25 protein-coding genes are annotated in these 22,539 nt (G+C 56.4%); 9 read left to right on the top strand and 16 right to left on the bottom strand.

Going from position 1 to position 22,539, the window contains the following annotated elements:
• Window positions 1-188: 188 nt before the first annotated feature.
• From JHL21_RS16980 to JHL21_RS16910, 16 genes are all read right to left on the bottom strand, one after another.
• The gene (locus JHL21_RS16980; protein ID WP_254082103.1) at window positions 189-1,952 is read right to left on the bottom strand and encodes a cation-translocating P-type ATPase; all 1,764 of its coding nucleotides are present in this window, start codon (window positions 1,950-1,952) and stop codon (window positions 189-191) included.
• Between the two features lie 104 nt (window positions 1,953-2,056).
• Window positions 2,057-2,263 (bottom strand): hypothetical protein, encoded by a 207-nt coding sequence (locus tag JHL21_RS17840; protein WP_254082102.1) that lies wholly within the window; start codon window positions 2,261-2,263, stop codon window positions 2,057-2,059.
• A 121-nt stretch (window positions 2,264-2,384) separates the two neighbouring features.
• Window positions 2,385-2,864, bottom strand: a complete 480-nt coding sequence (locus JHL21_RS16975; protein ID WP_200214839.1) for a cytochrome c — start codon at window positions 2,862-2,864, stop codon at window positions 2,385-2,387.
• A 94-nt stretch (window positions 2,865-2,958) separates the two neighbouring features.
• Window positions 2,959-3,450 carry an Rrf2 family transcriptional regulator gene (locus tag JHL21_RS16970; RefSeq protein WP_200214838.1) on the bottom strand — a complete coding sequence of 164 codons (492 nt, stop codon included), beginning with the start codon at window positions 3,448-3,450 and terminating at the stop codon, window positions 2,959-2,961.
• 23 nt (window positions 3,451-3,473) lie between these two features.
• Window positions 3,474-4,109: a HupE/UreJ family protein gene (locus tag JHL21_RS16965; RefSeq protein WP_200214836.1), complete on the bottom strand. Its 636-nt coding sequence runs from the start codon at window positions 4,107-4,109 to the stop codon at window positions 3,474-3,476.
• 100 nt (window positions 4,110-4,209) lie between these two features.
• Window positions 4,210-5,106, bottom strand: coding sequence for an energy transducer TonB (locus JHL21_RS16960; RefSeq protein ID WP_200214835.1), 897 nt, complete (start codon window positions 5,104-5,106; stop codon window positions 4,210-4,212).
• Window positions 5,103-5,540, bottom strand: coding sequence for a biopolymer transporter ExbD (locus JHL21_RS16955; RefSeq protein WP_200214833.1), 438 nt, complete (start codon window positions 5,538-5,540; stop codon window positions 5,103-5,105). The genes JHL21_RS16960 and JHL21_RS16955 overlap by 4 nt, the downstream gene beginning before the upstream one ends.
• Complete coding sequence (gene exbB / locus JHL21_RS16950) at window positions 5,541-6,305, bottom strand: tonB-system energizer ExbB (protein WP_200214832.1); 765 nt, start codon at window positions 6,303-6,305, stop codon at window positions 5,541-5,543.
• 45 nt (window positions 6,306-6,350) lie between these two features.
• The gene (locus JHL21_RS16945; protein ID WP_200214830.1) at window positions 6,351-8,264 is read right to left on the bottom strand and encodes a TonB-dependent siderophore receptor; all 1,914 of its coding nucleotides are present in this window, start codon (window positions 8,262-8,264) and stop codon (window positions 6,351-6,353) included.
• Window positions 8,265-8,275: 11 nt separating this feature from the next.
• Window positions 8,276-9,103, bottom strand: coding sequence for a (2Fe-2S)-binding protein (locus JHL21_RS16940; RefSeq protein WP_200214828.1), 828 nt, complete (start codon window positions 9,101-9,103; stop codon window positions 8,276-8,278).
• Window positions 9,103-9,696, bottom strand: coding sequence for a hypothetical protein (locus tag JHL21_RS16935; protein WP_200214826.1), 594 nt, complete (start codon window positions 9,694-9,696; stop codon window positions 9,103-9,105). The genes JHL21_RS16940 and JHL21_RS16935 overlap by 1 nt, the downstream gene beginning before the upstream one ends.
• Before the next feature lie 2 nt (window positions 9,697-9,698).
• Window positions 9,699-10,676 (bottom strand): hypothetical protein, encoded by a 978-nt coding sequence (locus tag JHL21_RS16930; protein ID WP_200214824.1) that lies wholly within the window; start codon window positions 10,674-10,676, stop codon window positions 9,699-9,701.
• Window positions 10,673-11,875 (bottom strand): ABC transporter substrate-binding protein, encoded by a 1,203-nt coding sequence (locus JHL21_RS16925; protein ID WP_199532760.1) that lies wholly within the window; start codon window positions 11,873-11,875, stop codon window positions 10,673-10,675. The genes JHL21_RS16930 and JHL21_RS16925 overlap by 4 nt, the downstream gene beginning before the upstream one ends.
• Window positions 11,872-12,927, bottom strand: a complete 1,056-nt coding sequence (locus JHL21_RS16920; RefSeq protein WP_200214823.1) for an ABC transporter ATP-binding protein — start codon at window positions 12,925-12,927, stop codon at window positions 11,872-11,874. Before JHL21_RS16920 ends, JHL21_RS16925 begins: the two co-directional genes overlap by 4 nt.
• Window positions 12,927-14,024 carry an iron ABC transporter permease gene (locus tag JHL21_RS16915; protein WP_200214821.1) on the bottom strand — a complete coding sequence of 366 codons (1,098 nt, stop codon included), beginning with the start codon at window positions 14,022-14,024 and terminating at the stop codon, window positions 12,927-12,929. Before JHL21_RS16915 ends, JHL21_RS16920 begins: the two co-directional genes overlap by 1 nt.
• A gap of 269 nt (window positions 14,025-14,293) precedes the next feature.
• Window positions 14,294-15,850: a carboxylesterase/lipase family protein gene (locus tag JHL21_RS16910; protein ID WP_182395291.1), complete on the bottom strand. Its 1,557-nt coding sequence runs from the start codon at window positions 15,848-15,850 to the stop codon at window positions 14,294-14,296.
• A 212-nt stretch (window positions 15,851-16,062) separates the two neighbouring features.
• Between JHL21_RS16910 and JHL21_RS16905 the strand changes: the two genes are divergently transcribed.
• From JHL21_RS16905 to JHL21_RS16865, 9 genes are all read left to right on the top strand, one after another.
• Complete coding sequence (locus JHL21_RS16905) at window positions 16,063-16,998, top strand: hypothetical protein (protein WP_200214820.1); 936 nt, start codon at window positions 16,063-16,065, stop codon at window positions 16,996-16,998.
• A 42-nt stretch (window positions 16,999-17,040) separates the two neighbouring features.
• Window positions 17,041-17,445, top strand: coding sequence for a DUF6152 family protein (locus JHL21_RS16900; RefSeq protein WP_199532755.1), 405 nt, complete (start codon window positions 17,041-17,043; stop codon window positions 17,443-17,445).
• Window positions 17,446-17,501: 56 nt separating this feature from the next.
• Window positions 17,502-17,984 (top strand): DUF6644 family protein, encoded by a 483-nt coding sequence (locus JHL21_RS16895; protein WP_200214819.1) that lies wholly within the window; start codon window positions 17,502-17,504, stop codon window positions 17,982-17,984.
• A 14-nt stretch (window positions 17,985-17,998) separates the two neighbouring features.
• Window positions 17,999-18,508 (top strand): DUF6644 family protein, encoded by a 510-nt coding sequence (locus tag JHL21_RS16890; RefSeq protein WP_182395298.1) that lies wholly within the window; start codon window positions 17,999-18,001, stop codon window positions 18,506-18,508.
• Between the two features lie 123 nt (window positions 18,509-18,631).
• On the top strand, window positions 18,632-19,429 hold the full coding sequence (locus JHL21_RS16885; RefSeq protein ID WP_182395300.1) for a helix-turn-helix domain-containing protein: 798 nt from the start codon (window positions 18,632-18,634) through the stop codon (window positions 19,427-19,429).
• A 365-nt stretch (window positions 19,430-19,794) separates the two neighbouring features.
• Window positions 19,795-20,826 carry a hypothetical protein gene (locus JHL21_RS16880; RefSeq protein WP_182395302.1) on the top strand — a complete coding sequence of 344 codons (1,032 nt, stop codon included), beginning with the start codon at window positions 19,795-19,797 and terminating at the stop codon, window positions 20,824-20,826.
• An 18-nt stretch (window positions 20,827-20,844) separates the two neighbouring features.
• Complete coding sequence (locus tag JHL21_RS16875) at window positions 20,845-21,324, top strand: DUF6152 family protein (protein ID WP_182395304.1); 480 nt, start codon at window positions 20,845-20,847, stop codon at window positions 21,322-21,324.
• A 65-nt stretch (window positions 21,325-21,389) separates the two neighbouring features.
• On the top strand, window positions 21,390-21,893 hold the full coding sequence (locus JHL21_RS16870) for a DUF6644 family protein (protein WP_199532753.1): 504 nt from the start codon (window positions 21,390-21,392) through the stop codon (window positions 21,891-21,893).
• A gap of 11 nt (window positions 21,894-21,904) precedes the next feature.
• Window positions 21,905-22,426, top strand: a complete 522-nt coding sequence (locus JHL21_RS16865; protein ID WP_182395308.1) for a DUF6644 family protein — start codon at window positions 21,905-21,907, stop codon at window positions 22,424-22,426.
• Window positions 22,427-22,539 lie beyond the last annotated feature (113 nt).

Raw genomic sequence — 22,539 nt, 5'->3', positions numbered from 1 at the left:
TGCAGGTTTAAATTCCAAGTCTGGGCCAATGTGGTTGCAATACACCACGAGCTTCTCCTCGGCGCTTCTTGGTGATCACTTTGGCTGACAGGCTCGTCCTGTCGGCCTTTTTCTTTTGGACGGACGCGAGAAAAAGGAACGCCCGCCACTGGTGTTGCGGCGGGCGTTGGAGCGTCGGGGAGGGGAGTTTAGTTCTGGCGTGCTGGTAGCCAGGTGGCGATGCCCGTTTTGGCCGTCTCGATGCCCTTGAGCATCGTTTGGCGCGGAACGAGGCGCGCGGAGTTGAGGATGAATGCGAGCTCAGAACCTGTGTGGATGAGCGAAGCTTCTACGGGGCCGATCCAGCCCAGCATGGCGGCGGCAATGCCCAAAATGTCGACCAGTACTGTACCGGCGAAGTTGAACCAGATGATGCCGCGCGTGCGGCGGGCAACATGAACGGTTTCGGCAAAGCGCATCAGGTCATTGCCAAGCAGAACGATGTCCGCTTTTTCGCGAGCCACCTCTGTGCCTGAACCCATTGCGATGCCAACAGAAGCAGTCGCAAGGGCAGGGGCGTCATTTACGCCGTCACCAACCATGGCTACGACACGACCTGACTGCTTGATAGCTTGAATACGCTTGAGCTTATCGCTCGGCAGGAGGCCTGCTTCCACAGCATCGATACCCAGTTCGGACGCAACCTGACGAGCGACTGGTGCAGTGTCGCCAGTCAGGAGTTGAACATCGATGTTCATCGAGCGCAGCTTGTCGATTGCCCGACGCGCTTCTGGGCGGATTTGGTCTTCGACTAGGATTTGCCCGATGAGGGTGTTTTCGCGTGCAATGTAAATGCGGGAGGCGACGTACTCGTCCTCCGCAATGTCGAGGGCGATATTGTTGGCGGCAAGCCATTTGGCATTGCCCACCAGAATTAGGCCTTGGGCGTCGCGTGCCGAAATGCCGAGGCCTGGTTCATAATGGAACTCACTTGCATCTCCCGGCACAATATTGCGTTCGGCCGAGTAGCTGATGATGGCCTTGCCAAGCGGGTGCTCGGAAAGTGCTTCAGCTGTGCTGGCGGCGCGCAGTATGTTTTCAAGGTTGGCGCCATTGTGTGGGAGGACCTTGGTAACTTCGGGTTTGCCGAACGTCAGGGTGCCAGTCTTGTCGAGAACGACCGTATCGACCTTGCCCAATGTTTCGAGGTGGATACCGCCCTTAATGATCGCGCCATTCTGCGCGGCGCGACCAATGCCACCGAGGATGGCGAGTGGGGTGCCTGCTGCAACGCCACAGGCACCAGCAACAACGATGACCGAGATGGTTGCGCTGATATTGCCTTGGGTAATCCAGTATTCAAACGCTGCAAAGCCAAGTGCCACGTAGACGATATAGCCTGCGAGTTTATCGGCGAGGCGCTGCACGGGCGCACGCGAGCGTTCGGCCTCCTCCACGGTCTCAAGAATTTGGCCGTAGCTGGTGGCGCGACCGATGCGTTCAGCGCGAACTTCTAGAGCGCCGGATTGGTTGATTGTGCCGGCATAGACGAAGTGGCCCGGCATTTTTTCGACCGGCATGGACTCGCCGGTGATGCGGGATTCATCAATGAAGGAATTGCCCGAGATGACCGGTCCATCGACAGGAACACGGGCTCCAGGGGCCACCACAACAACCGATCCGGTTTCGATGTCGTCGATCGAGGCGGTTACAACTTGGCCGTCGCGACGCAGTTGCACTTCGCTTGGCAGCAAGGCCATGAGGTCACGGATGGCCTTGCGGCCGCGTTCCAGCGTCATGCCTTCGAGTACTTCTGCGATAAGCACGAAGAAAGTGATCATCAACGCGACAAGGAAGTAGCCGGTATATGCGGCTGCCACCACAGCGATGCACATGGACAGTTCCATGGTCATGCGGCGGCGCTTGAGGCTTGCCCAAGCTTCTTCAAAGAGCGGGCGCCCGCCGATAGCCAAACCGGTCAGACCGTACCAAGAGAACGACAGGAATATCTGGCCGCCGATATCGAGATAGACGTGGTCAGGCAGTTGAAGCCAAACTGCCAGTGCGCATAGGCCTGTTAGTCCGATGCGAAAGAGCTCGGTCGGACCAAAGGCGTGGGAGTGATGATGACCGTCGTGATCATGATCGTGGTCATGGTCACGGTCATGGTCGTGACTGTGGCTATGGCCGTGATGATCATGCCCATGATGGTCATGCCCATGGTCATGAGCGCCGTGATGATGTTGATGACCATGATCGTGGTGATCATGGTCCGAATGGGCATGCTTCCCCATAGGCCTCTCTCCCAGATGCTGTTCGCATTCTTTGGAAGAAACACTGGCCAGAGTGCATCGCTAAATCCTGCACGTTTTCTGCAGGTTTTCGGCAGTTATGCCGTTTTGCCCTCAGAATGCAGCGAAAGGATCATAGAAAACAAAGGCTTCGTGACAGGATGCGCAAGTTGCTTCAACAGACTCCCAGGCCTTGGCGAAGGCAGCGACATCGGTGCTTACTGCAGCGGCTCGGGCCTTTTGGGCGCTGTCTTGCACAAGCGCACGAAAGGCTTCAATGTCGTCCCAAACTGCGGCCGCAGCGGTTGTCGTCACTCCGTCGATAGGTGCTGCACCACCCAGCAGGTTAGTATTTTCCTGAAACATGACCTCGAACGCTTCTAGCGACTGTGCCGTTGCCATGCCCATTTCATAGAGTTCGGTGATTTTACTCTCGTCGTCCAGATCAGCAGTTGAACGGGCAAGTGCGGATAGAAACGCGGTTTGTTGCATCAGGCCTTGGCGTACTGAAATGATGCGCGCCGGGTCTTCAGCATAGGCGGCTGACGCTATGCTGGTGGATGCAATTATTGCCAGAATGATGGACCGCATCATTTCGCCCTCACGTTACGATTTCTATATTGGTAGGCGTGTGAGGGCCTTGGTTCCTGCATGTTTGAAAACCCTGTTGCCCGAAACATGCAGCGTTTCACGTACGCGCAGCTAAATTATCTGTTGTCCAAGTCACGCGGTCTTGCTTGCTGGGCTCCGTTAAGCCGAGCGTTTTGACGACAGCGTCTCGGTCGGCGACCAGATCTGCGATTGTGTAGCTTTCAAGAACCTTGGTGAAGGCGCGAAGAGCATCACTGAGCGCTGTTTCATAGCGGCAATGGGTGGTGAGAGGACAGTGCGCGCAACGTTCTCGTACGCATTCGCTGAGGTCAAAATCTTCCTCAGTTACGCGAAGAACGTCCATTACCGTGATTTGATCAGCAGCGGCGCCCAAGCGCACACCGCCATTGCGCCCACGTACAGTGGTAAGCAGTCCACTGCGGCCGATGGGGACAAGGATCTTGAATAAGAACATTTCGGAGACGCCGAAGGCATCGCCGATGTCTCGAATTCGGCTCAAACCAGAGGGGTTTGCGGCGCAGTAGATCAGCGCTCGGATCGCATAATTGCTTTGTTTGCTCAGTCGCAAAGCGCCACCTCTCCGGTATGCGCCTAGGCGGTCGCAAACAGCATAGAGATCTGGGCCTGGTAGAGCGCCGTGACGCCGATCCCGGTCAATACACCACCAACAACGCGTGCGTTCGCGTACAGCCGATCTCCATGCCAGAACCAATAGGCTGCAAACATTGCGCCGACGGCTATGAGCGTTTGCGTGATGCCGAAACCCATAAGGTAGCCGACGAGAGAGTTGTTTTCGCTACCGATGATTGACTGCGAATAGGCAAGCCCGTGCAAAAGGCCTGAGACGAGGAAGACGACATGGTGCCAGCGGCCGTTGTCGCCTTTGCCCGAGGCCATGAATAAGCCGAGCACCAGTGCGCTCATAGGGACGAGCCAAGTTGCCGAGGAAACCTCAAAGCCGACGGCATTGAGGAGACAGGCCGCGATTGTGCCGGCAACAAACCAGATCGGGAGCAAAAGTGTGCCTTGCGCAACAGCGGTCAAAATGCCGACCGCGATGACGAAAGCGAAGTGGCTCATCTCAATGACAGGATGTGCAAGGCCCGAAATAAATCCCTCAGCAAATCCAAGGGGCAGTTCACCGCCGAGGGCATGATGCGCAAAGGCTGGTACAGACAGGCCTGCAAAGGCAGCAATCGCTATTCCGCCGCGTAAAATCGTTCGCATTGTCCCCTCCTGGCCGCACTTCCGAGCAACCGAGGCACTTTGGCAGGTGGTGATCGAGCTCTCCTGCACGTTTCGTGCAAGCAAGGCGGTCTTTCTGTGCCTAACGAAGTCCATAGGTAATGGGCACGCGCAGAGCCATCTTATCAGCGCTAAGACCTTCTGGTGGGGCAGGGTAGGGTGAGGCCTTCTGAACGAGGGCAACGGCTGCCTCATCTAACGCTGCAAAGCCTGAGCTTTGAGCGATGGTCGCGTTGACCAATCTGCCGTTTGCGTCAATCGTGAAGCGCATAACTACAGTACCTTCCTGACGCGACCTTTGAGCCTCGCGAGGATAAGTCTTTTTCCGATTGAGATGTGTGACCAGTCGCCCCTGCCAGTTTGCTTCCTGCGTGGCTGTTGGCATTACAGCGACAGGAGCACGGGTGGGCGCGACCGCAGAAGATGGACTTGGCGCTGTGGTTTGCGCAGCACTTTTCGGCGCGTCCCGTTCCGGGCGCGGCGGTTTGGGTGCCACCAAATCTGGCGGGCGCATGACGGGCATAGGGACGTCCACCAGTTTTGGCTCTGGAATAGGCTCAGCGACAGGCTCAGATGTGATGGGATCTTCAGGCGGAAGATCTTCTTCTTCAGGCACATCAGCACTTGCAGATAGGGGCTCCAATTGCTCTGGCTCTGGCTCTGGCTCTGGCTCTGGCTCTGGCTCTGGCTCTGGCTCTTGCTCTTGCTCTTGTTCCGTTTCAGAGACGGGTTCCTGCAAAGTGTCTGGCTCAAGAGCGGGTTCGATAATCGGCGAAGTGAGCTCGGCTGTTTCAAACACAACTTCGATGCTGGAGATTTCTTCGGCGATGATGCCAGGGTTTGAGCTTGGCATGCGCTCCACAGCAACAAACCCCGCAGCGCCTCCTCCGATTACCAATAGACCCGCAGCGACCCAACGCAGAAGTTCTGCCGCGTCAAACTGTGCGGTCGGATCAATGGCGTGTGGCGAGCGTTTCATGGCGCCGTGCTGGCTCCATCCAGACCGACGAGTGCGACGCGATTGTAACCGCTTACGCGTAGATCGTTCATGACCACGATCACATCGCCATAGGGGATTGAGCCGTCCGCACGGATTAGAATGCGTTTTTCGGTGTCGTTTTCCGTCGCCAGATCAAGCGCCGCTTTCAACGTTGTCTTGTCGACAGGCTGTTCGCCAACAAGCAGGGTTTTGTCGAGCTGAAGCGAGACATAAACTGGTTTGTCGGTCGTCGGTTGGCTCTGGCTGTTGAGTTTAGGAAGGTCGACGGGTGCATCCACCGTTGCCATTGGGGCAGCCACCATGAAGATAATGAGCAGGACCAACATGACGTCGATAAACGGCGTCACGTTGATCTCTCCGACTTCTTCGATGCCGTCGTTATCGTCAAAACTGTCGCGAAGACCCCCGGCCACTTATGAATGCCCCTCGCGTGTGAGCGCTTCTGACAGCTTCATGTCGCGATCGCGCGACACGAGGCGCTCGATGAATGCGGCGGTGTCCGCGAGGTTTTGCTTATAGTTGGCGATGCCACGCGAGAGACCGTTGTAAAACACAACAGCGGGGATTGCGGCGACGAGGCCGAGTGCAGTGGCCAGAAGTGCCTCGGCAATACCTGGCGCTACGACCGCAAGGTTGGTGGTTTGTGTTTCGGCAATGCCGATGAAGGCATTCATAATGCCCCACACTGTACCGAAAAGGCCGATAAAGGGTGCGGTAGAACCAATTGTTGCCAGAAGCCCGACGCTGCGTTGCAGCTTGCGACCAATGCCGCTCTGCAAGCGGGCAAGGCGCGAATGTACCCGCTCCTTGAGCCCTTCGCTGCCTATTGACAGCGCATGCATGTCGGAGAGGCGAACTTCCTGCTCGCCCGCCGCGAGCAGTAGGGCGATATGGGTCTTGCTGCCGGTTTCGAGAGCCGCGGCCTCGGTGAGCGACGAGACATTGTTGAGTGCTTTTCGGCTTATTTTGAGCGCGCGGCGGCAAGCGATCAGTTCGAACCATTTCGCGAGCCAAATGACCCAGGCGACTACTGCGAAGGCGAGCAGCAAGAGCATAACGGATTTGACCACCAAATCGGCTTGCTCAAACATGCCCATGACGGAGAGGTCGTGGGGCAGTGACGTGGGTAAGGTGCCTTGGTCTTGCGCCTGAACCGCGTTCCCAGCAAGAAAGCTCACTGGGAACACGCACCACTTTATAAGGTGGGCTTTGATCGCCATGGCTTAAAAGCTTGCCTTTGCGCCGACGTAGAATGTGCGCCCGGCGTTATTGTAGCCGAGTACATTCTGGTACGAGACATTGAGGAGGTTCTGTACGCGCGCGTACACTTCGACGTTCTCGCTCACTTCATAGTTGATGCCTGCGTTGAGCAGCGCGTAGCCAGGGAGCTTTACATTCGTGCTGGTTGCAAAATCGGTGTCGTCCGCCTCGCCGACCAGCATGAGGTCTGTATTCAAACGCAGCGGGATTTCTTCGAAATCATAGGCGAGATTGATAACGCCCGAATGCTTTGGGCGGCGGATTTCGGTAACGCCAGAACCATCGCGCGAGTCGGTATAAGTATAGGAGCCTGACGCGGTGAAGCCGTTGAAGAAGTCCAGAGCCGCCGTCAGCTCGACACCTTGGCGCGTGCTGAGCCCAGTATCATTCTCGACTGTCGCAGGCGACCAGCCAACCGACTTAATCTCGTTTTCGAGGTTCTGGTTGAAGTAAGTTGCGTCTAGGGTGATCAGACCATCAAGCAGTGACTGGCTCACACCGATGTCCCAGCCAATACTTGTTTCTGGCTTGAGGTTAGCGTTCCCGACGAATGAACTCGGATTGTAGCCAAACTGCTCAACAAAGGTTGGGTTGGTCGAGCCGGTGCCGAGCGATGCGTGCAGCGTAGTGCCTGAATTCGGAATTTCCCAAGAGCCGGAGAGGCTGTAGGTCGTCACATTGGCAAACTGGTCGTTGATATCGTGCCGCACAGCCGCGGTGAGATTCAATTGATCTGCAAAGCGACCTCGGTATTCACCCACGATGGAATGGGTATGGCGTTTCTGTTCATCGAGAGCGTTTGGCGGTAAGCGCTTAAAAGTCTCGGCGACAAGGTCGTAGCCGAGAGTAAGGGTGTGTTCTGCGTCAGCAAAATCCGGGGTATTGAACTTGTGGCCGAGTTGGAACGAGCTCTTGTACCGGCTACCGGTATGAGCGCCGTTTTTCACGCCATTGGTGTCAAAAGTCTCGCGATCTACCTTGGTTCCGCTAATGCGCCCGCCGTGGAAAAACGCGCCATCATCGCTTTCCCAGCTATAGCCCAGAGCTCCAAGAAACTCTTCGGTGCGGGTTGTGTCGTATGTATCAATCAGCTTGCCATAGGTTGCGCTGCCGGAAGTCCAATCCTCATTATCGAGGTCCGCGTGAACACTGCCGTATCGTAAGTTGCCGTCGACCCGCAGGTTTTGGTTCACATCGGCATTGAACCGGATGTTGGCATCGATGTGGCTGGCGCCGTCCAGTTCATTGCCAAAAGACGACACGTTAAAGCCATCGGTATGGCGTGCGCTAAGCGCGCTGGTGATGTCAAAATTATCCTGGCCGAACGTCACTTGAACGTTACCCATTTTGGTGCCGTCAGTGCCAAATTCAGTCGCAAGAGTAGTGCGAATGCCATCTCTGCTGCCCGCCTTGGTGATGATGTTGATGACACCAGCCATGGCATTCGAGCCCCAGAACGCGCTTTGTGGGCCGCGCAAAATTTCGACGCTTTCAATGTTTGAAACTTGCAGGCGACCGAAGTCAAACTCGCCGGTGGATGTTTCACTGACCGGCACGCCGTCTATCAGCACCAAGACGTGGTTGCCTTCAGCGCCACGCATACGCACTTGGGTATTTGCGCCAGCCGAGCCTGACGCCGAAACAGAAAGCCCTGGCACCTGCTTGAGGAGGTCCGCAACATAAGGGACCTTGGCGCGATTGATCGTGTCGGAATTGATCAGCGTATAAGATCGACCGACCTCGTTGGCGGCAACGGGGGTGAGGCCTGCAGATACCACGACAGGTCCAAGCAAGGTTTCTTGCGCATTCGCCGTGCTGAAAGTGAGCAGCGAGGCTATTGCTGTAGCCGAAAGCAGCGTCATATTGAGCTTAAACATAGGACTTCTCATCAAATAGCGCGCTGGGAGACCCAGTCGGCATTGCGCTGGAGGCGTTCGAGTTCTGGGACCAGCGGGCAGCTGGCGCAGAAATTGTTCTTTTCGGATTTGTAGTAGAGGCAGCACGCCGCACGGCGCTGGCACACCCGGTTTTGGCCGCCTGTTTTGACTGAATAGAGTTTTGGCCGTGCACTGGTCGGAATGCCTGTGAGGCGAATAATTTCGTCAGCTTCCTGTTGCGCGCGCTCTTCTTGGCCCAGCGCTTCGCACATTCCATAGATTTGTGCGGCCCAAGACGACGAGACCATCGACCATAGAGCCTTGTACGAATAGTTCGACCAGCGGTGGAGCGCTTCAACCGTGTCAGCGCTCATCATGAGCAATTGTTTAGCAACTGCTGCGCGACGCGCTTCCACGTCCCCTAAAAGGCTGTCGTCGACTTCGAGCCCTTCAACACCTACTGATTGCAGTAATGTGCTGGATGAGAATTTGAGCGCAAACCGATGGTAGGAAATTGTCGACTGGCTCAGAAGGTGGGCGGCGACGGGAAGGCCTGCCGCCCAGCCCGTGCGCAGCAGAAGCGAGGCAGCGGCTCCCTTGCGACTGCGCCCAAATCCTTTGTGTTGCAGCTCCTCAAGCATGGTCGGCAAGGGGCCGTCGTTGGCGTCGCTCAGCTGTTGTTGAGTGATCCAACCATCCAAATTGGACCAAGTCGCGCCGATGTCTCGGACAACAAGGCTCGGCTGGAGATAAAACTCCTCAGCTTTTTCCAAGAAACGCTCCGTGGTCGAAGCCTTAAGTCCCCGTGAGCCATTGAGGATGGTCTGCGTCGTCTCCATCACGATGCATCCATCATCATGTCTTGGTAGCCCTCTCCGGTTTCATCGAATGCTTCCGGATCGCGGCCGAGGTAACGCTGAGCAATGTCGCGCCACATGGCAAGATTTTCCCAGCGCGCTGGTTTGAGCAGCTTGTCGCCTAAGTCAGCATGCGGGTTGGCGAAGTGGATGGTCAGCATCGGCGTGCCAGCACTGTTGATGAGATCAAAGCCCCAAGTGAGCGGCGCGCCTTTCATATCTAGGCGACGGAAAATGACGGCTTTCCCGGGCAACCGGGCTGGGCGCGTGTCGCCGACGGGCCAGCCGCCTGTGCCCACACAAATATGGAAGTGCTGTGTGCCGCAGGCGATGGTCAAAAAACCATTTGATAGATCGAAATAGGTCGGGGCCGTCGCACAAGTCATCTCATAGGACGCACCTTCGATCAGTGGACCGAAGTTGACCTGATCCCAGTAGGTTTTGAAGACGTATTGGATGAACTCAGCGAGGTAGTTCTCATCCAAAGGCAGAGCCCATTCCTGTACGGCGCTGGTAAAGCCGTCGTTGGAGGGAATGATCTGCGGTTCGCTCGATACGGGAATTGGGTTGGTCATGGTTATTCCGCCAGCAGTTCTGCGTCTTGATCGGCAGGGATGTTGTCGAATTGGCTTGCCCAGGCAGCGACATTGGCATCGCGCTTTTGGGTCAGGCGGCGCAGCGCAACGCGAGCGGTGGTCCGACCGCGGCGGGTGTTCGGCCACACATCGGGCCGCGGGGCCGTGCCTGCCGTGACTGTTTCGCGGACGGTCTTGGCGATGGCGTGCTCGTCGGGCAGGGCGTACTGGTTCCAGAGCGCGAGGAACGCTGCGTCCTTTTCGTCCGAGAAGGGCTGTTCATGTCCCAGTAGGTCACGCCAGGGGGAGCCCGGGTGCAGCGTGAGAATGGGCTGGTAGCCTTCTGGTATCGGATCTGTCGCAGCATGCGTGCGGCCTGAAGCGATCGACTTGGCGATCAAGTGTGTATGCGGACCTTCCGGGCTTTTGCCGTTGGGGTGCGGGATCTCTTGGTAAACCTCAAGACGCCCGAGTGGGCTCAGCATGACGCGGTGCGGTTGTGCACGCAAAGTGTCGGCGTGAAGGTGCCGTGCCTGCTCGGAGAAAATGGACAAGCCTTCAAGCGAGCGCATAATTTTGATGTGATCTGGATCGTGCGTGCGGGCGCACATGTGAACGTGGCCGATGCCGACACCGAGATCAAACAAGATCGCGTCGCGTTGGTCCTCACGCAGTGCATCGCGGTCTGGGCCAAGCTCGCGGACAACATGAGGCTTGTCAGCCTCGGCAGTGCGCTTCATGCAAAACGCAACATCGTTGTGCCAGCTCTTGCCATCAGCGGCGAGAGTTTCAAAGGCGATGATTTTAATACCATCGGCTGGTGTGATGCGAATGGCTGCGCGCTTGGTCACGCGGCTCAACGCGTCGGTATGCAGGGTCTCCTCACCGGCATCCCAGCGGAATTCACCAATTGCACCAAATGTGCCAATGCTCCACGTGTTGCGCGGATCAAGCAAGGCCTGTCGGACGACTTCTTTCACGTGTTCCCCCCAGTGGTCTTCGTGTCATTCGTGATGGATCGGTAAAAGACGCGCTCGTGATCACCCGCCAGATCAGGGTGAAGGATCGAGATCAGGTCTTTGATGACGAGGTCTGGGCGCAATGTGCCCATCTCATAAATCTGGACGCCCCCGTTGGGGCCTTTGAGTGCGTCTGGCATCCACACCTGACCCGCTTGTGCGGCGGGAAGGGCTGCAAGGCGTGGGTCATCAGCGGCGATGTCTGCAAGGCTCAGATAGTCGTTCGACGCATGGATCCAGAATTGTGCATCCAGAGCGGACACGATAAGCCGTTCAAAATCGTGGATTTGAAAGCTGCCCGCGTTGGTGTCAGTTTCGAAGACGTAACGCCCGCCTGCATCGACGATGGACGCGGCAACAAAGCTGGCGCCGCCTGCGGCAAAGAACGTGCCTTCAAAAGCGCTGCCACTGAGAACCCACGGCTTCTGCTCGTCGGTTAGATGGGCAACGCTGGCGACGGCAGTCGCGTACCCAGCGGTGATTTCGTCGTAAACCGCGTTGGCTTTGGCTTCTTCGTTATAAAGCGCGGCAACGAACTTGATCCATTCGGCCCGACCCAGTGGCGTTGTTTCTTGCCAATCAGAGTGATTGACCACCGAGATGCCGAGATTGCGCACTTGCGCCATTTCAGCCGAGCCGCTACCGGCGGCCAGCACCAGGTCTGGCTGAGCCGATGCAATACGCTCGACATCAACGGCTCCGCTTGACTCGAACTCGGTCACATCAGGCTTTGAGATCTGTGCGAGCACTTCGGGCAGGGAGACAAAGTCCTTGCGCGCTATGCCTGTGATCGTCTCCACCTGCCCAAGCGCCAGAAGGGAAGGATTTTGTGTGGTGCTGCCTGCGAAAACACTGCGGATTGGCACTTGGATGACAGCGTCGATCTGCTGCTCAAGCTTTGGAAGCGGAGCTCCGCAAAGATTGAGTAGATAGGTCTCAGGTTGTCCGCCCGGGAAAGGTTTTTTGACGGTGAGAAGCTTATAGCTATCGTGGTAACTGAGCGAAAAGTTCTTGGCGTTTGTGATCTTAGCCTTATGGGCGAAATAGTCCTCACCGGCGCTGTAAGACGTTAGGCAGCCATCACCATCGAACGGCGCGGCTAATGCGCTCGTGCACGCACAGACGGAAACAGCGGTAAGGATCGAGACGCGAGAGATCATGAGCCGGTGCGCTCCAAAATCTGAGCGACGCGTGCAGGCTGTTCAGTGAGGTTGAGGCCGCGAGCGCAGCATGCGAGCTCGCCAAAGCTTTGACCCAAATGGGCTTCGTCGTCGTAGCGCAGCGACCAACCGTGCGCGGTCACATTCACAATAATGAGGTTGGATGCATCGACGGGGGCAGGCGGGGGCAATAGGCCTTCCCGCTCCAGTACGGCTGCCGCCAACCCCACATTGTCTCCATCACCCGTCACGGTCGCATAGCCACGCAGGGTAGGGCGCACTGTGAAGCTGCGCTCTGCGGCGCAAAAGCTCATCGTTGGACCAGAAAAACAGCTCTCAAGATGGCCCGAGGCGATCAGATCTTCTGGCGCGCCATTGTGCAGCTGACCGTCCTTCTCAACGAGCCAAACGGTATCAGCGGTGCGAAGAGCAAGTTCGAGATCATGGCTGGAAAGGATAATCGCCACATTGGATGCGCGAGCGAGCGCACGGAGCATGCCGACCAGTTCAATGCGAGCCGTTACGTCAAGGAATGCTGTGGGCTCGTCGAGCAGCAGAAGGTCCGGTTGCTGCGCCAAAGCGCGCGCAATCATCACGCGCTGGCGCTCGCCGTCTGACATCTCCGAAACATCTCGGTCAGCGAGATGGCTGCCACCGACCGAAGCTAAGGCTTTGCGGGCTATAGCGCGGTCGTTGGCGCTCAACAGGCCTGCCCAGCCAGTGTATGGATACCGGCCAAGTTCGACGAGTTTTTCGGCGGTGATTGAACCAATGGACAAGCGATCGGTCAGTACCAAACCCAAATGTTTCGCCAAATCCATTTGCGACAGATGAGCGATATCGCGTCCGGCAATGTCTACTGAACCACCCGTGGGTTTCTGAGCCCGGGCCAACGTGCGCAGCAGTGTGGACTTGCCAGCCCCGTTCGTTCCCAGAAGGAAAACCAGTTCGCCGGGCATAATGGTGAGATTCAGATTGGCGAGAACGGTACGGGCACGTTTGCCAGTGACATAGCCAACGCTCAGGTCATGGGTCTGTAATGTCGGACGCATTAGCTCAGTACTCCACGGCGTGATTTCAGGATGACGAACAGAACGACTGGCGCCCCCACGAGGGCGGTCACAGCGTTGAGGGGGAGCGAGCCGAACTGTCCGGGGAAGAGCGAAACGATTTGTGCAAAAAGAGCGATCTGGGCGCCCAGGAGCACTGAAACGGGAACGAGAACCGCATGGTCAGACGTGCCGGTCAGGGCTCGCGCGAGATGCGGGACAGCGACCCCCAGAAATCCAATCGGGCCGCAGAATGCCGTCACTGCTCCGGCGAGCATTGAGGCTGATCCCATGGTGATGAGACGGGTGAAGCGGGTGTTGACGCCCATCGATCGCGCATAATTGTCGCCCAAGAGCATGGCGTTGAGCTGCTTGATCGAGGTTAGCGCAACAGCGATGCCCAAAAGGATGACAGGTGCGAATACTGGCAAGTCAGACCAGGTGACAGCGCTGAACGAGCCAAACCCCCATGCGGTCCAGCGCTGCAGTTGTTCGGGCGATGCACCAGCAACAAGCACGGTGACGAAAGCAGAGACGCCATAGCCGGTCATCAGACCAAAAATGAGAACGGTCGAAGGATTGGAAAGGCGAGCAGCAATGATAAGCGTTGGAATGAGTATCGCGAGCGCCCCGAGCGTTGCCGCAGTCACCAAGACCAGACCGCCACCGATGCCAAATCCGCCAGTCAGCAGACCCGCCATAGCGCTGCCGGAAGCCAAAACCACGAGGGCAACACCCAAGCTTGCGCCTGAGGTGATCCCCAAGACGAAAGGGTCGGCCAGTGGGTTGCGCAGTAGGGTCTGCATCTGAAGACCGGCTACGCCCAAAGCCGCTCCAGCGAGCAACGCAGTTAGGGCGCGGGGCAGGCGGATGGAGGTGATAACGCCAGCCGTGCTTGGCTTCTCTGTTGGCAAACCAAGAAGCGCTGCGGCGACGTCGGACAAGGCGATCGCAGTCGAGCCAATCGCAACCGCCACGCACAGCATGACGAGTAAGCTTAGGCTCAATGCGGCCAAGATCAGGCTATGACGATGGCGCGCAACAAATGCGCCCCAGGCGTTGCCTGATGGCCATCTGCTATCCGCAGATGTCTGGAACATTCCCTCTCCCTCCTGACACCATGTTCAGGATCTCCAGCGCTCGCGTCGGGCTTTGCCTCTTAAGCGTGTGGCGCTTGGTGATGGGATTACCGTGCACTGTCTGGCGCGTTCCGTGCCTGCACGTTTTGGATTTAAACTTGCCGATTTTTGCAGGTTTGTTTTGTGTAAATTCAACGCGCTAGGGGATACGAGTTTTTGCGGTGCGCTTGGGCATTAGAAAAGGAGGCGCAGGAGCCAACCCGCGCCTCCTAATTATGCTTTCAACTGGATTATGGTTTGAGCGCTTCGCCGAGAACCGCAAGGCGGGCCGCAAACGGATCTGCAACCGACCCAGTACTAGCCCCAAAGATCATGCCGTTCTTGCCGTCATTCCAGGTCTTCCACTCGGGAACCCCTTCGCCGTTTGGATTGCCGGTACGTGCAAAATTAGCCCAAGCAGTGCTCATCACAGTAGCAAGCGCGCGATCATCGGCATCTGGTTCACCTACGGTCGCCTTGGCTAGGTCAAGGTTGTCGAAAACATAAGCGATCTCTGCAGTGTGTGGCACGTTGAGTTCGCCATCACGGCCGCCTTGGCGCTGAGTGAAGTGGTAGACGTAGGTTTCGGCGTCTTGCCCGGAGCGAAGGTCTGCTACACGTGACACCAGCTGAGTCATCCATATGTCGGAAGCAATGATCTGGAACACTTCATGGTCCGGCGTGCCAGGCAGAAGGGCGCGGTAGCCATCCATTAGAGCGTCGATACGCTCGGCTGGAATGCGACCGGTGAAGTTGCCCTTAGCAAATGCTTCCTTCAAGCCATCAGCATCAACAGGCTTTGTTGGTGTGTTGTTGAAGAATGTCGACTCGGTAAAATTCGACCCGATAATGAGTGGTATCGACTTGCCTGCTGGATCGGCATCCGGCGCAAATGGACCGCGGGGGAGAGTCGAACCCTGTACTGGTCCCCAGTTTCCGCCTGCGACCAGCTTGGTCACATCCGCCGACTGCAATGATGCCAAATCAGTTACGCCGGCGGCTTCCAGAACGGTCGCTGTCGATGCTTGCGCAGCCTCAACTGTAATTGGTGCGGTAGCGATACCGCTTTGGGCGATAACCTTGGAGAAGAGGCCTTGGGCTGAAGGCATCGACATCAGCGTCGTTACCTTGCTGCCACCACCGGATTCGCCAAAGACTGTCACGTTGGACGGGTCGCCGCCGAGTTCTTCAATGTTGTCGCGCACCCATCTGAGCGCTTGTACGATATCGAGCATACCGGCGTTGCCGGAGTCTTTGTATGCGTCGCCAGCTACAGCAGATACGTCCATAAAACCGAGTGATGCCAGACGGTGGTTGAGCGTTACGACAACCACGTCTTGGTTGTCGACGAAGCGTGATGCCTCGTAGCGAATAGTGCCGCCCGAACCGCCGGTGAAACCGCCACCGTGCATCCACACCATGACGGGGCGCTTGCCGGAGTCGACACCTGGAGTCCAAACGTTCAAGAAGAGACAATCTTCGCTAGGTGCGTTGGGGTCGAGGTCAACGCCTTCCTCAGGCATCAAAATTGGTGCATACGGCAGCCCGTAGCACGTCGCGCCATAGTTTGAGGTGTCATAAATGCCGTCGATTGCTGGAACTGGCTGTGGTGGTAGAAAGCGGTTTGCGCCCCCGGCATCAGCCGCGTAGCGAATGCCCTTAAACACGGAGACGCCGTCAACATAGGTGCTGGCCTGACCGGCGATCTTGCCATTGCTGGTCTCTACGACGATTTGTTGAGCCAGTGTAGGAACGGCCAGCATTGCCAGCATGCTGCCGCCAAGCAGCAGCGAATTCAGTAAACGCATATTCTCCTCCAATGCGCATCGGTTCCATGAGGAACTTCCCGGCAAGCTTGTCCGGACTGCATCGATTTCACCTGCACGAAATTCGCAAAATGTCGGGATGTTTGTGTCTTGTTGGGGATCGCTAAAAATCCCAGCATGACCCTGGCGATCTATAAAAGAACCTACAAAAGTTGATCGTCACACATGAGAAGCAAACTTTGAGGAGAGCTTGCGTGAAGGTGCTGCCTATTCTTGTGGCGACTACATCTTTAGTCGTGGCTTCAATAAATTTTACTGTTTACGCGCAGGAGTTTGTTGAATTCCTGCCGTCGGCGGGTGAATCTGCAAATTGGACTGAAAGCAAAGCTAAGCTGCAGGCGTTTGGCGAGGAGTTTGATACTTCCGAGACGCTGTTTGCATTCCTGAAGGCCAAAGCCAACGGCGGCGTGCAGCTGACATGGGAAGATATGAAGAAGCCAGAATACGACTGGTCAGGTATCTTTACTCGCACCAAGGGCGGGTTGTCGTTCGATCCTGAGCTCCCTGCCAATGAAATTAGTGCCACACTTACGGACGAAGGTGCCGCAGCTCGTCAGGCTAAAATCGACCTGATGAACACCATTCACGGCGAATATGATCCAATCTCCGATTGTCGTGCGCCAGGGTTCCCGCGGTGGATCACCGAACCATTTCTGCACGAGTTCATCGTGACACCAGACACAACTTGGCTGGTCAACGAGATGGTCAACGACACTCGCCGCGTCTACACAGACGGTCGTGATCATACGGCTGAAGAAGACGCATACCCAACTTGGAACGGCGATACGATCGGCTTCTGGGATGACGATACGCTCGTGACCCACACGAAGTATCTGATGGAGGGTCAGTACCAGCGCGGTACGCAGCCAAACTATTCGGATCAAGTGCAGGTTGTAGAGCGCTGGCGGAAGGTCGATGGTGTCACCTTGCAGTCCGACGTCTGGGTGTTTGATCCGGTGAACCTTGCAGAGCCATGGTACACCCGTCAAAGCTGGACGGAACTCGCCAATGACGACCATCTGCTGCGTATTCGTTATTGGGACTGTCGCGAAAATCCAAACAACGTCGTCATCGAAACTGAAGACGGCAATAGCGACTTCCTCGCCTTCGACTTCATGAAGAGCGAATAGTTCCTAGCCTTTCGCTTATCGATTAACGTACGGAAATTCAAAATGAAAAAGCTTATTTTCGCGGGCGCTGCCTTGGCAGTGGCCTCTCTCATTGCGCCTGCTTACGCGCACCACTCTGCTGCCATGTTCGACCACGAGCAACTAGTCGAGCTCAAAGGCGTAGTGAAGGAATTTCAATACACCAACCCACACTCATGGCTGATCGTTGATGTCACCAATGACGACGGCACCGTTACTACATGGGGATTCGAGGCTGAGGGGCCCAGTACTTTGATGCGGGCTGGTATCCGCAAGAGCACGCTACAGCCCGGCACAGAATTGACTATACGTGGCAATCCAATGCGCGACGGCCGTCCGGGAGCCGCTTGGGTCGATGCTCAAATGACCAACGGTGAGAAAATCAATCCGCGGAACGGCTTTGCGGTCATTCCGGCCGGCAAAGAATAGGTTTTGGACTAGCCCCTCGCTTTGGTGAGGGGCTTTTTAGGCCACAAGGACAGCAAGTGCTTCAGTTCGCAACATGGCTGGGCGAAACAGCGATCAGCCGCTATATTCAACGCGAGTTTTGGGTCATTCCCACGATCCAATCTCTTCATATTCTGGCCATTGCGAGTTTGGTGTCCTCGCAATTGTTTATCAATTTGCGTTTGCTTGGCCGTGCCGGCGTCGATGCGCCCCTGAGTGCCATTGCGGATCGTTACTTGCCGTGGTTCTGGGGTGCCGCGCTTGTTCTGGCGCTGAGCGGCACATTGCTGATTGTTGGCGAACCAAAGCGTGAACTGCTTAGTGCGCCCTTCTGGATCAAGATGGCGCTGATCCCCCTCGGCCTTCTGGCCACTGTTTGGTTCGGGAAAGCGCTATTGCATCCTGATCTATCATCGCCAGCCAGCACGCTCAAAACGCGCTCCATTATTTATAGTTTGGCCACCACCGTCATCTGGATCTCCGTGATGACCGCTGGGCGGTTGATCGCCTACGTTTATTAGTCGGAGTGAGTTCGGTGGATATATCTGAGTTTCTCCTGTGGGTTGAAATGACCGCATTGGGCGAGTTCATGCAGACCTCAGCCTGGGCCTTTCCGGCCGCAGAAGTCGTTCATGTGATCGCGGTGGTTCTGGTTTATGGCGTCATAGCCGTTGTGGACCTGCGTCTGTTGGGCCTCGCCGGGACGTCGCGGCAATACACCAAGATTGCTCACGAGAGCCTGCATCTGGTGTGGATAGCGTTTGGATGTGCGGTACTGACAGGCCTGATGATGTTTGCCACGCAGCCGAGCAATTACTTCGAAAATCCCTGGTTCATCGCCAAGATGAGCGCGATCCTATTGGCAGGCGTGAACATGCTGGTTCTCGAGTTCGTTTTTGCGCGGTCGGCGAGCGAGTGGCATTTGACGGGTATTCCGCAGCCAGCTCGGATCAGTGGCGGGATATCGCTGACACTCTGGACCATTGTGGTGGTCGCGGGCCGTTGGATAGGTTTTACGATTTTTGGTGGCCCATCGTTTCTGTGATCATGACGCAGCGCCGCTTCGGCGGCCGGAGCCTGACTGAATATGAGATACTCCCCGTCAGACCGAATACACACAAATCCTCGCAGGCCCTATGCAGAACACGCGGTTCACAGCTGGGGTAAGATGAAGCTCAGCTCAAGCATGGGGGCAATCGTTGAGAGTGCGCCGGTACTAGCCAATCCGCTCATCGCACTGTTTGCTCAAGTTGGAGGAGAAGGGCTCTCTCTGGCGTCACCGAATGGTCTGGTCTCGTCGGAAATCGGGGTCTATGGTCCGGGCTCTGATCTACCATCGAGCAATGTTCAGCAGCGCGAAGCGCTTGTTCTCAGTCTCGATGTTGAGACACTCTGCGAGGTTGCCGAAGAGACGGTCGACGGCGGCATGTCCCGTCTCAGATTGCGGACCGGGGAGGGGCAAAGCGATCCGCCATTGGCTCTCCTCATAAGTGCCGTTCAAACCGCCATTTACAACAAAGCAGATGAAAACAGCGCCTTGCCGATGGCGCGGGCTATCGCTGCCCGTTTGATCCAATCTCATTCCACTGATCAGCAGTTGCGCTACACACGGTTTGAGCCCGAAGCATCGGTTTGTGCCGATCTTCGGCCTGCAATTCGGTACTTGCGGGATCACATAGACCGCAACGTAACTCTCGCGGAGTTGTCCGGAGTTGCCAATAAGAGTGTGTCCGCACTCTCGCGCTTGTTTGTGGCCGAAACAGGTAGTGCGCCGCACCAGTATCTTATCCAGCTTCGTCTAGCGAAGGCCAAGGCCCTCTTGCAGACAACCGATCTGCCGCTATTCGACATCGCGGACGCTTGTGGTTTCTCGCATGTTGAGCACTTGGCGCGGATTTTCAGGCGCCACACAGGATTCTCTCCTGGCGTCTATCGCGTCCGCCTACAAACTCGAGGCCTAGACTAAAGACTATGCTTGCGTAGCCAAGGGGTTGCGGTTCCCAAAGGATGTTCATCGAGCACGCTCTTACGCGTTCGTTTCGTGCAAACATTGGGCTAGCTCCGTGCAGGGCTAATCTCGATACTTCTGAGAATTTACCCTCGCAGCACCTCGTGGGCTGAACGGAGGAATATCCGAGCAAAACAGTGTCGGACCAAACTGCTGAACGCTCGTTCAGCCGTGCCGGTACCGTCTTGCCTGAATTCCTCAAATGAATTGTGCGGGTGGGAGACCGTGCGACTGCGGGACTTATGTCGCGCCAAAAAACAGCGGGGGATTGGGCGTGGCTGGCCATCCTTTCGAAATTATCAGGCCGAGGAGAGGATCTACCTATGAAGGTAACTAAAGTCTTGGGAGCCATGGCTCTTGGACTCATGGTTGCAGCAAGCGCTGCTTCCGTAAGTTATGCTCAGTCTACCAATCCACTTGCTGTTGAAGTCGTGAAGCCGCCAAAGGCATTCAAGACCGCAGAAGAGCACTTCAACTTCCTCAAGCGCCAGCATGACGGTGGCACCAAGCACACCTATGAATCTGTGCCGAAGTGGGAAGGTCTGTGGGAAGCCAGCTGGAACAGCGTAGCGCTTCGCGGTGGCGTGTCCCCGTTCTTTGAGGGCCCAATCCCGCCAGGTCTAGCTGCTGGTGGCGTCGTCAAGGAAGGCGTTCTGACCCCAGAATACGAAGCTGCATTCAAGCAGCGTCGTGAGGCCATGATCCCACATAACGAACAGGCCTATGACCGTCTCACCACGTGTGAAGCGATGGGCGTGCCGCGTTGGCTGCTTGAGCCGTACGTTCGCGAATGGGTGAACACCCCAAGCCAGTCTTGGTGGTTGAACGACTTGGCGAACGAAAACCGCCGCGTGTTCATCAATCAGGACCATGCCAACATCGATGGTAGCCACTCTCCAACTGGCGACAGTATCGGTTTCTGGGCTGACGATACTCTCGTCGTCTGGACCAACGACATGTGGCCAGCTGATTACTTCCGCGGTTATCCGGTGTTCTCCAACGAAATGGAAACCATCGAAATCTACCGCATGGTCACCGAAGAAAACGGCATGAAGCGCCTGGTTGCTCAGGTTTCCTTCTATGACCCGGTGAGCTTGGTGGAGCCGCTGCACGGTGCTTACACTTGGGTTCGCGCTAGTGTGCACGAAGATGCAGGTTACCGCATTCGCCACTGGGAGTGTGACCAGGCCATTCAGCGCAAAACCGAAGATAACCTGACCACCATCATTCTTCCTGGCGAAAGCGGCCTAACCTGGCACGAGATGCGTAACCCGGATCTTCCGGCTGACCTGTCAGGTCAGACTAAGACCCCAGGTGAGACCGACTTCACCGACTTCTTCAACGCAGCTGAATAAGAGCTACCGGAGAACATAATGAAAAAGACTATTCTTGCTGTTGCGCTTGCTGCAGTTGCTTCTGTTGGCGCGGTGTCGGCTTCGTTGGCGCACCACAGCTTCTCGATGTTCGATCCTGACCAGGAAATCGTCATCAAGGGTAAGGTTGCGCGCTGGGCATTCACCGCTCCGCACACCTTCATGATGATCGAAGATGAAAACGGCGACGTTTGGGCATTTGAAGGTGCGGCTCCGCCAAACTTCCTTACCCGTAATCCGCCGATGAAGGGCGACACCTTTGTGACCGGCCAGGAACTGACCGTGATCATGTGCCCACTGCGCGACGGTCGTAAGGGCGGCGCTGCAGGCCTGTTCATCGACGCTGAAGGCGTTGTCTACAACCCATCTGACGCTGGTTGCTTTGCTAACCGTCGTACAGCCGAATGGCCCGTTTGGCTTGAAAAGGGCTACAAGAACGCTGCTGAAGCGCTCGCTGCAGAACCAGCTAAGGCTGAATAAGCAGAACTAGTTCGGAGGCCGGGGTGACCCGGCCTTCATCCTGATAGGGCACAGGAGGCAGCCCAATGGTAGATATCCTATTAGAATTCGGTCAGTCGCCGTTTAGTCTGGCCATGGCAACATCCCCTTGGGTCGTGCCGACAATGCAATCGCTGCACATCCTTGCACTTGCTATTATTTTCACCTCGGTGCTGGTCATTGCGGGACGCATTCACGGCTTGGTCTGGGCCGATGTATCACTCAAGCAGACGGCAGCGCGTTTCTCACCTTGGGCACTGGGCGCGCTGGCTGTTCTGGTCTGCACCGGTATCATCCTTATCCTAGCGGAGCCTGTTCGAGAAATTCTCGCCCTCTCGTTCTGGATCAAGATGGCATTGCTGGCTGGTAGCATCGTGATTGCGATGCGCTTCATCAAGAAGATGAAGTCGGATGACAGTGAGATAACCCCTGCGATGCGCCGTATGGCCATCGTGACCATCGTTCTTCTGGTCGGCATCATCTTCTTGGGGCGTTTCATCGCCTACGACCCGCTGATCTGGGGTCAGCTGTCTCCAATCACCCACATTTAGGCCGGTGCATCATGGATATTACACAATTCCTATATGATTTGCAGAACTCTGGCCTCGCGAACTGGGTGAATACCGGCGGCGCGACATACCCCGTCGTGGAAAGCTTGCACGTTCTGGCAGTAGCTTTGGTTTTCGGTACGATCTTGATTGTTGACGTGCGCCTGTTGGGCTTTGCCTCGACCAATCGGCCTTACACCAAGGTTGCGCATGATCTGTTGCACCTGACTTGGGTCGGCTTTGTCGTTGCTGTCATCACCGGGTTCCTGCTGTTCCTGCCGAACGCGACCGGTATTTTTGCGAACGTCAACTTCCAGATCAAGATGCTGATGATCATGTTGGCCGGCGTGAACATGTTCATTCTCGAGCTGATCAGTGCCCGTGACGTTTCCGTATGGGATACGAACAATCCTCCTCCGAACAAGGCGCGCATTGCAGGTCTGCTCTCGCTTTGCTTCTGGACAGCGGTAATCGTGTTCGGCCGATTGATCGGCTTTACCGCAGTCGTCGATGACCCGTTCGCTGCGCTTCTCTAAAAACACTAACTCCACGAAAAAGCCCGGCAATTGCCGGGCTTTTTTTCGTTGTGAGGAGGGCGGGTTACTCTCCTGTCCAAGGAACGCCGCTCGGCGCGTTTGGCCTGCATATA

The organism is Devosia sp. WQ 349K1 (assembly GCF_016595685.1).
GTDB lineage: Bacteria > Pseudomonadota > Alphaproteobacteria > Rhizobiales > Devosiaceae > Devosia.
The sequence above is the reverse complement of the archived record's forward strand: the minus strand, read 5'-3'. Positions and strand labels throughout refer to the sequence as shown.

Coding starts and splice junctions, on each gene's coding strand:
- JHL21_RS17840 (WP_254082102.1), bottom strand. CDS start 2,263: ATGCCCATTCGGACCATGATCACCACGATCATGGTCATCAACATCATC.
- JHL21_RS16975 (WP_200214839.1), bottom strand. CDS start 2,864: ATGATGCGGTCCATCATTCTGGCAATAATTGCATCCACCAGCATAGCG.
- JHL21_RS16965 (WP_200214836.1), bottom strand. CDS start 4,109: ATGCGAACGATTTTACGCGGCGGAATAGCGATTGCTGCCTTTGCAGGC.
- JHL21_RS16960 (WP_200214835.1), bottom strand. CDS start 5,106: ATGAAACGCTCGCCACACGCCATTGATCCGACCGCACAGTTTGACGCG.
- JHL21_RS16945 (WP_200214830.1), bottom strand. CDS start 8,264: ATGTTTAAGCTCAATATGACGCTGCTTTCGGCTACAGCAATAGCCTCG.
- JHL21_RS16940 (WP_200214828.1), bottom strand. CDS start 9,103: ATGGAGACGACGCAGACCATCCTCAATGGCTCACGGGGACTTAAGGCT.
- JHL21_RS16935 (WP_200214826.1), bottom strand. CDS start 9,696: ATGACCAACCCAATTCCCGTATCGAGCGAACCGCAGATCATTCCCTCC.
- JHL21_RS16925 (WP_199532760.1), bottom strand. CDS start 11,875: ATGATCTCTCGCGTCTCGATCCTTACCGCTGTTTCCGTCTGTGCGTGC.
- JHL21_RS16920 (WP_200214823.1), bottom strand. CDS start 12,927: ATGCGTCCGACATTACAGACCCATGACCTGAGCGTTGGCTATGTCACT.
- JHL21_RS16915 (WP_200214821.1), bottom strand. CDS start 14,024: ATGTTCCAGACATCTGCGGATAGCAGATGGCCATCAGGCAACGCCTGG.
- JHL21_RS16910 (WP_182395291.1), bottom strand. CDS start 15,850: ATGCGTTTACTGAATTCGCTGCTGCTTGGCGGCAGCATGCTGGCAATG.
- JHL21_RS16900 (WP_199532755.1), top strand. CDS start 17,041: ATGAAAAAGCTTATTTTCGCGGGCGCTGCCTTGGCAGTGGCCTCTCTC.
- JHL21_RS16885 (WP_182395300.1), top strand. CDS start 18,632: ATGAAGCTCAGCTCAAGCATGGGGGCAATCGTTGAGAGTGCGCCGGTA.
- JHL21_RS16880 (WP_182395302.1), top strand. CDS start 19,795: ATGAAGGTAACTAAAGTCTTGGGAGCCATGGCTCTTGGACTCATGGTT.
- JHL21_RS16875 (WP_182395304.1), top strand. CDS start 20,845: ATGAAAAAGACTATTCTTGCTGTTGCGCTTGCTGCAGTTGCTTCTGTT.
- JHL21_RS16870 (WP_199532753.1), top strand. CDS start 21,390: ATGGTAGATATCCTATTAGAATTCGGTCAGTCGCCGTTTAGTCTGGCC.
- JHL21_RS16865 (WP_182395308.1), top strand. CDS start 21,905: ATGGATATTACACAATTCCTATATGATTTGCAGAACTCTGGCCTCGCG.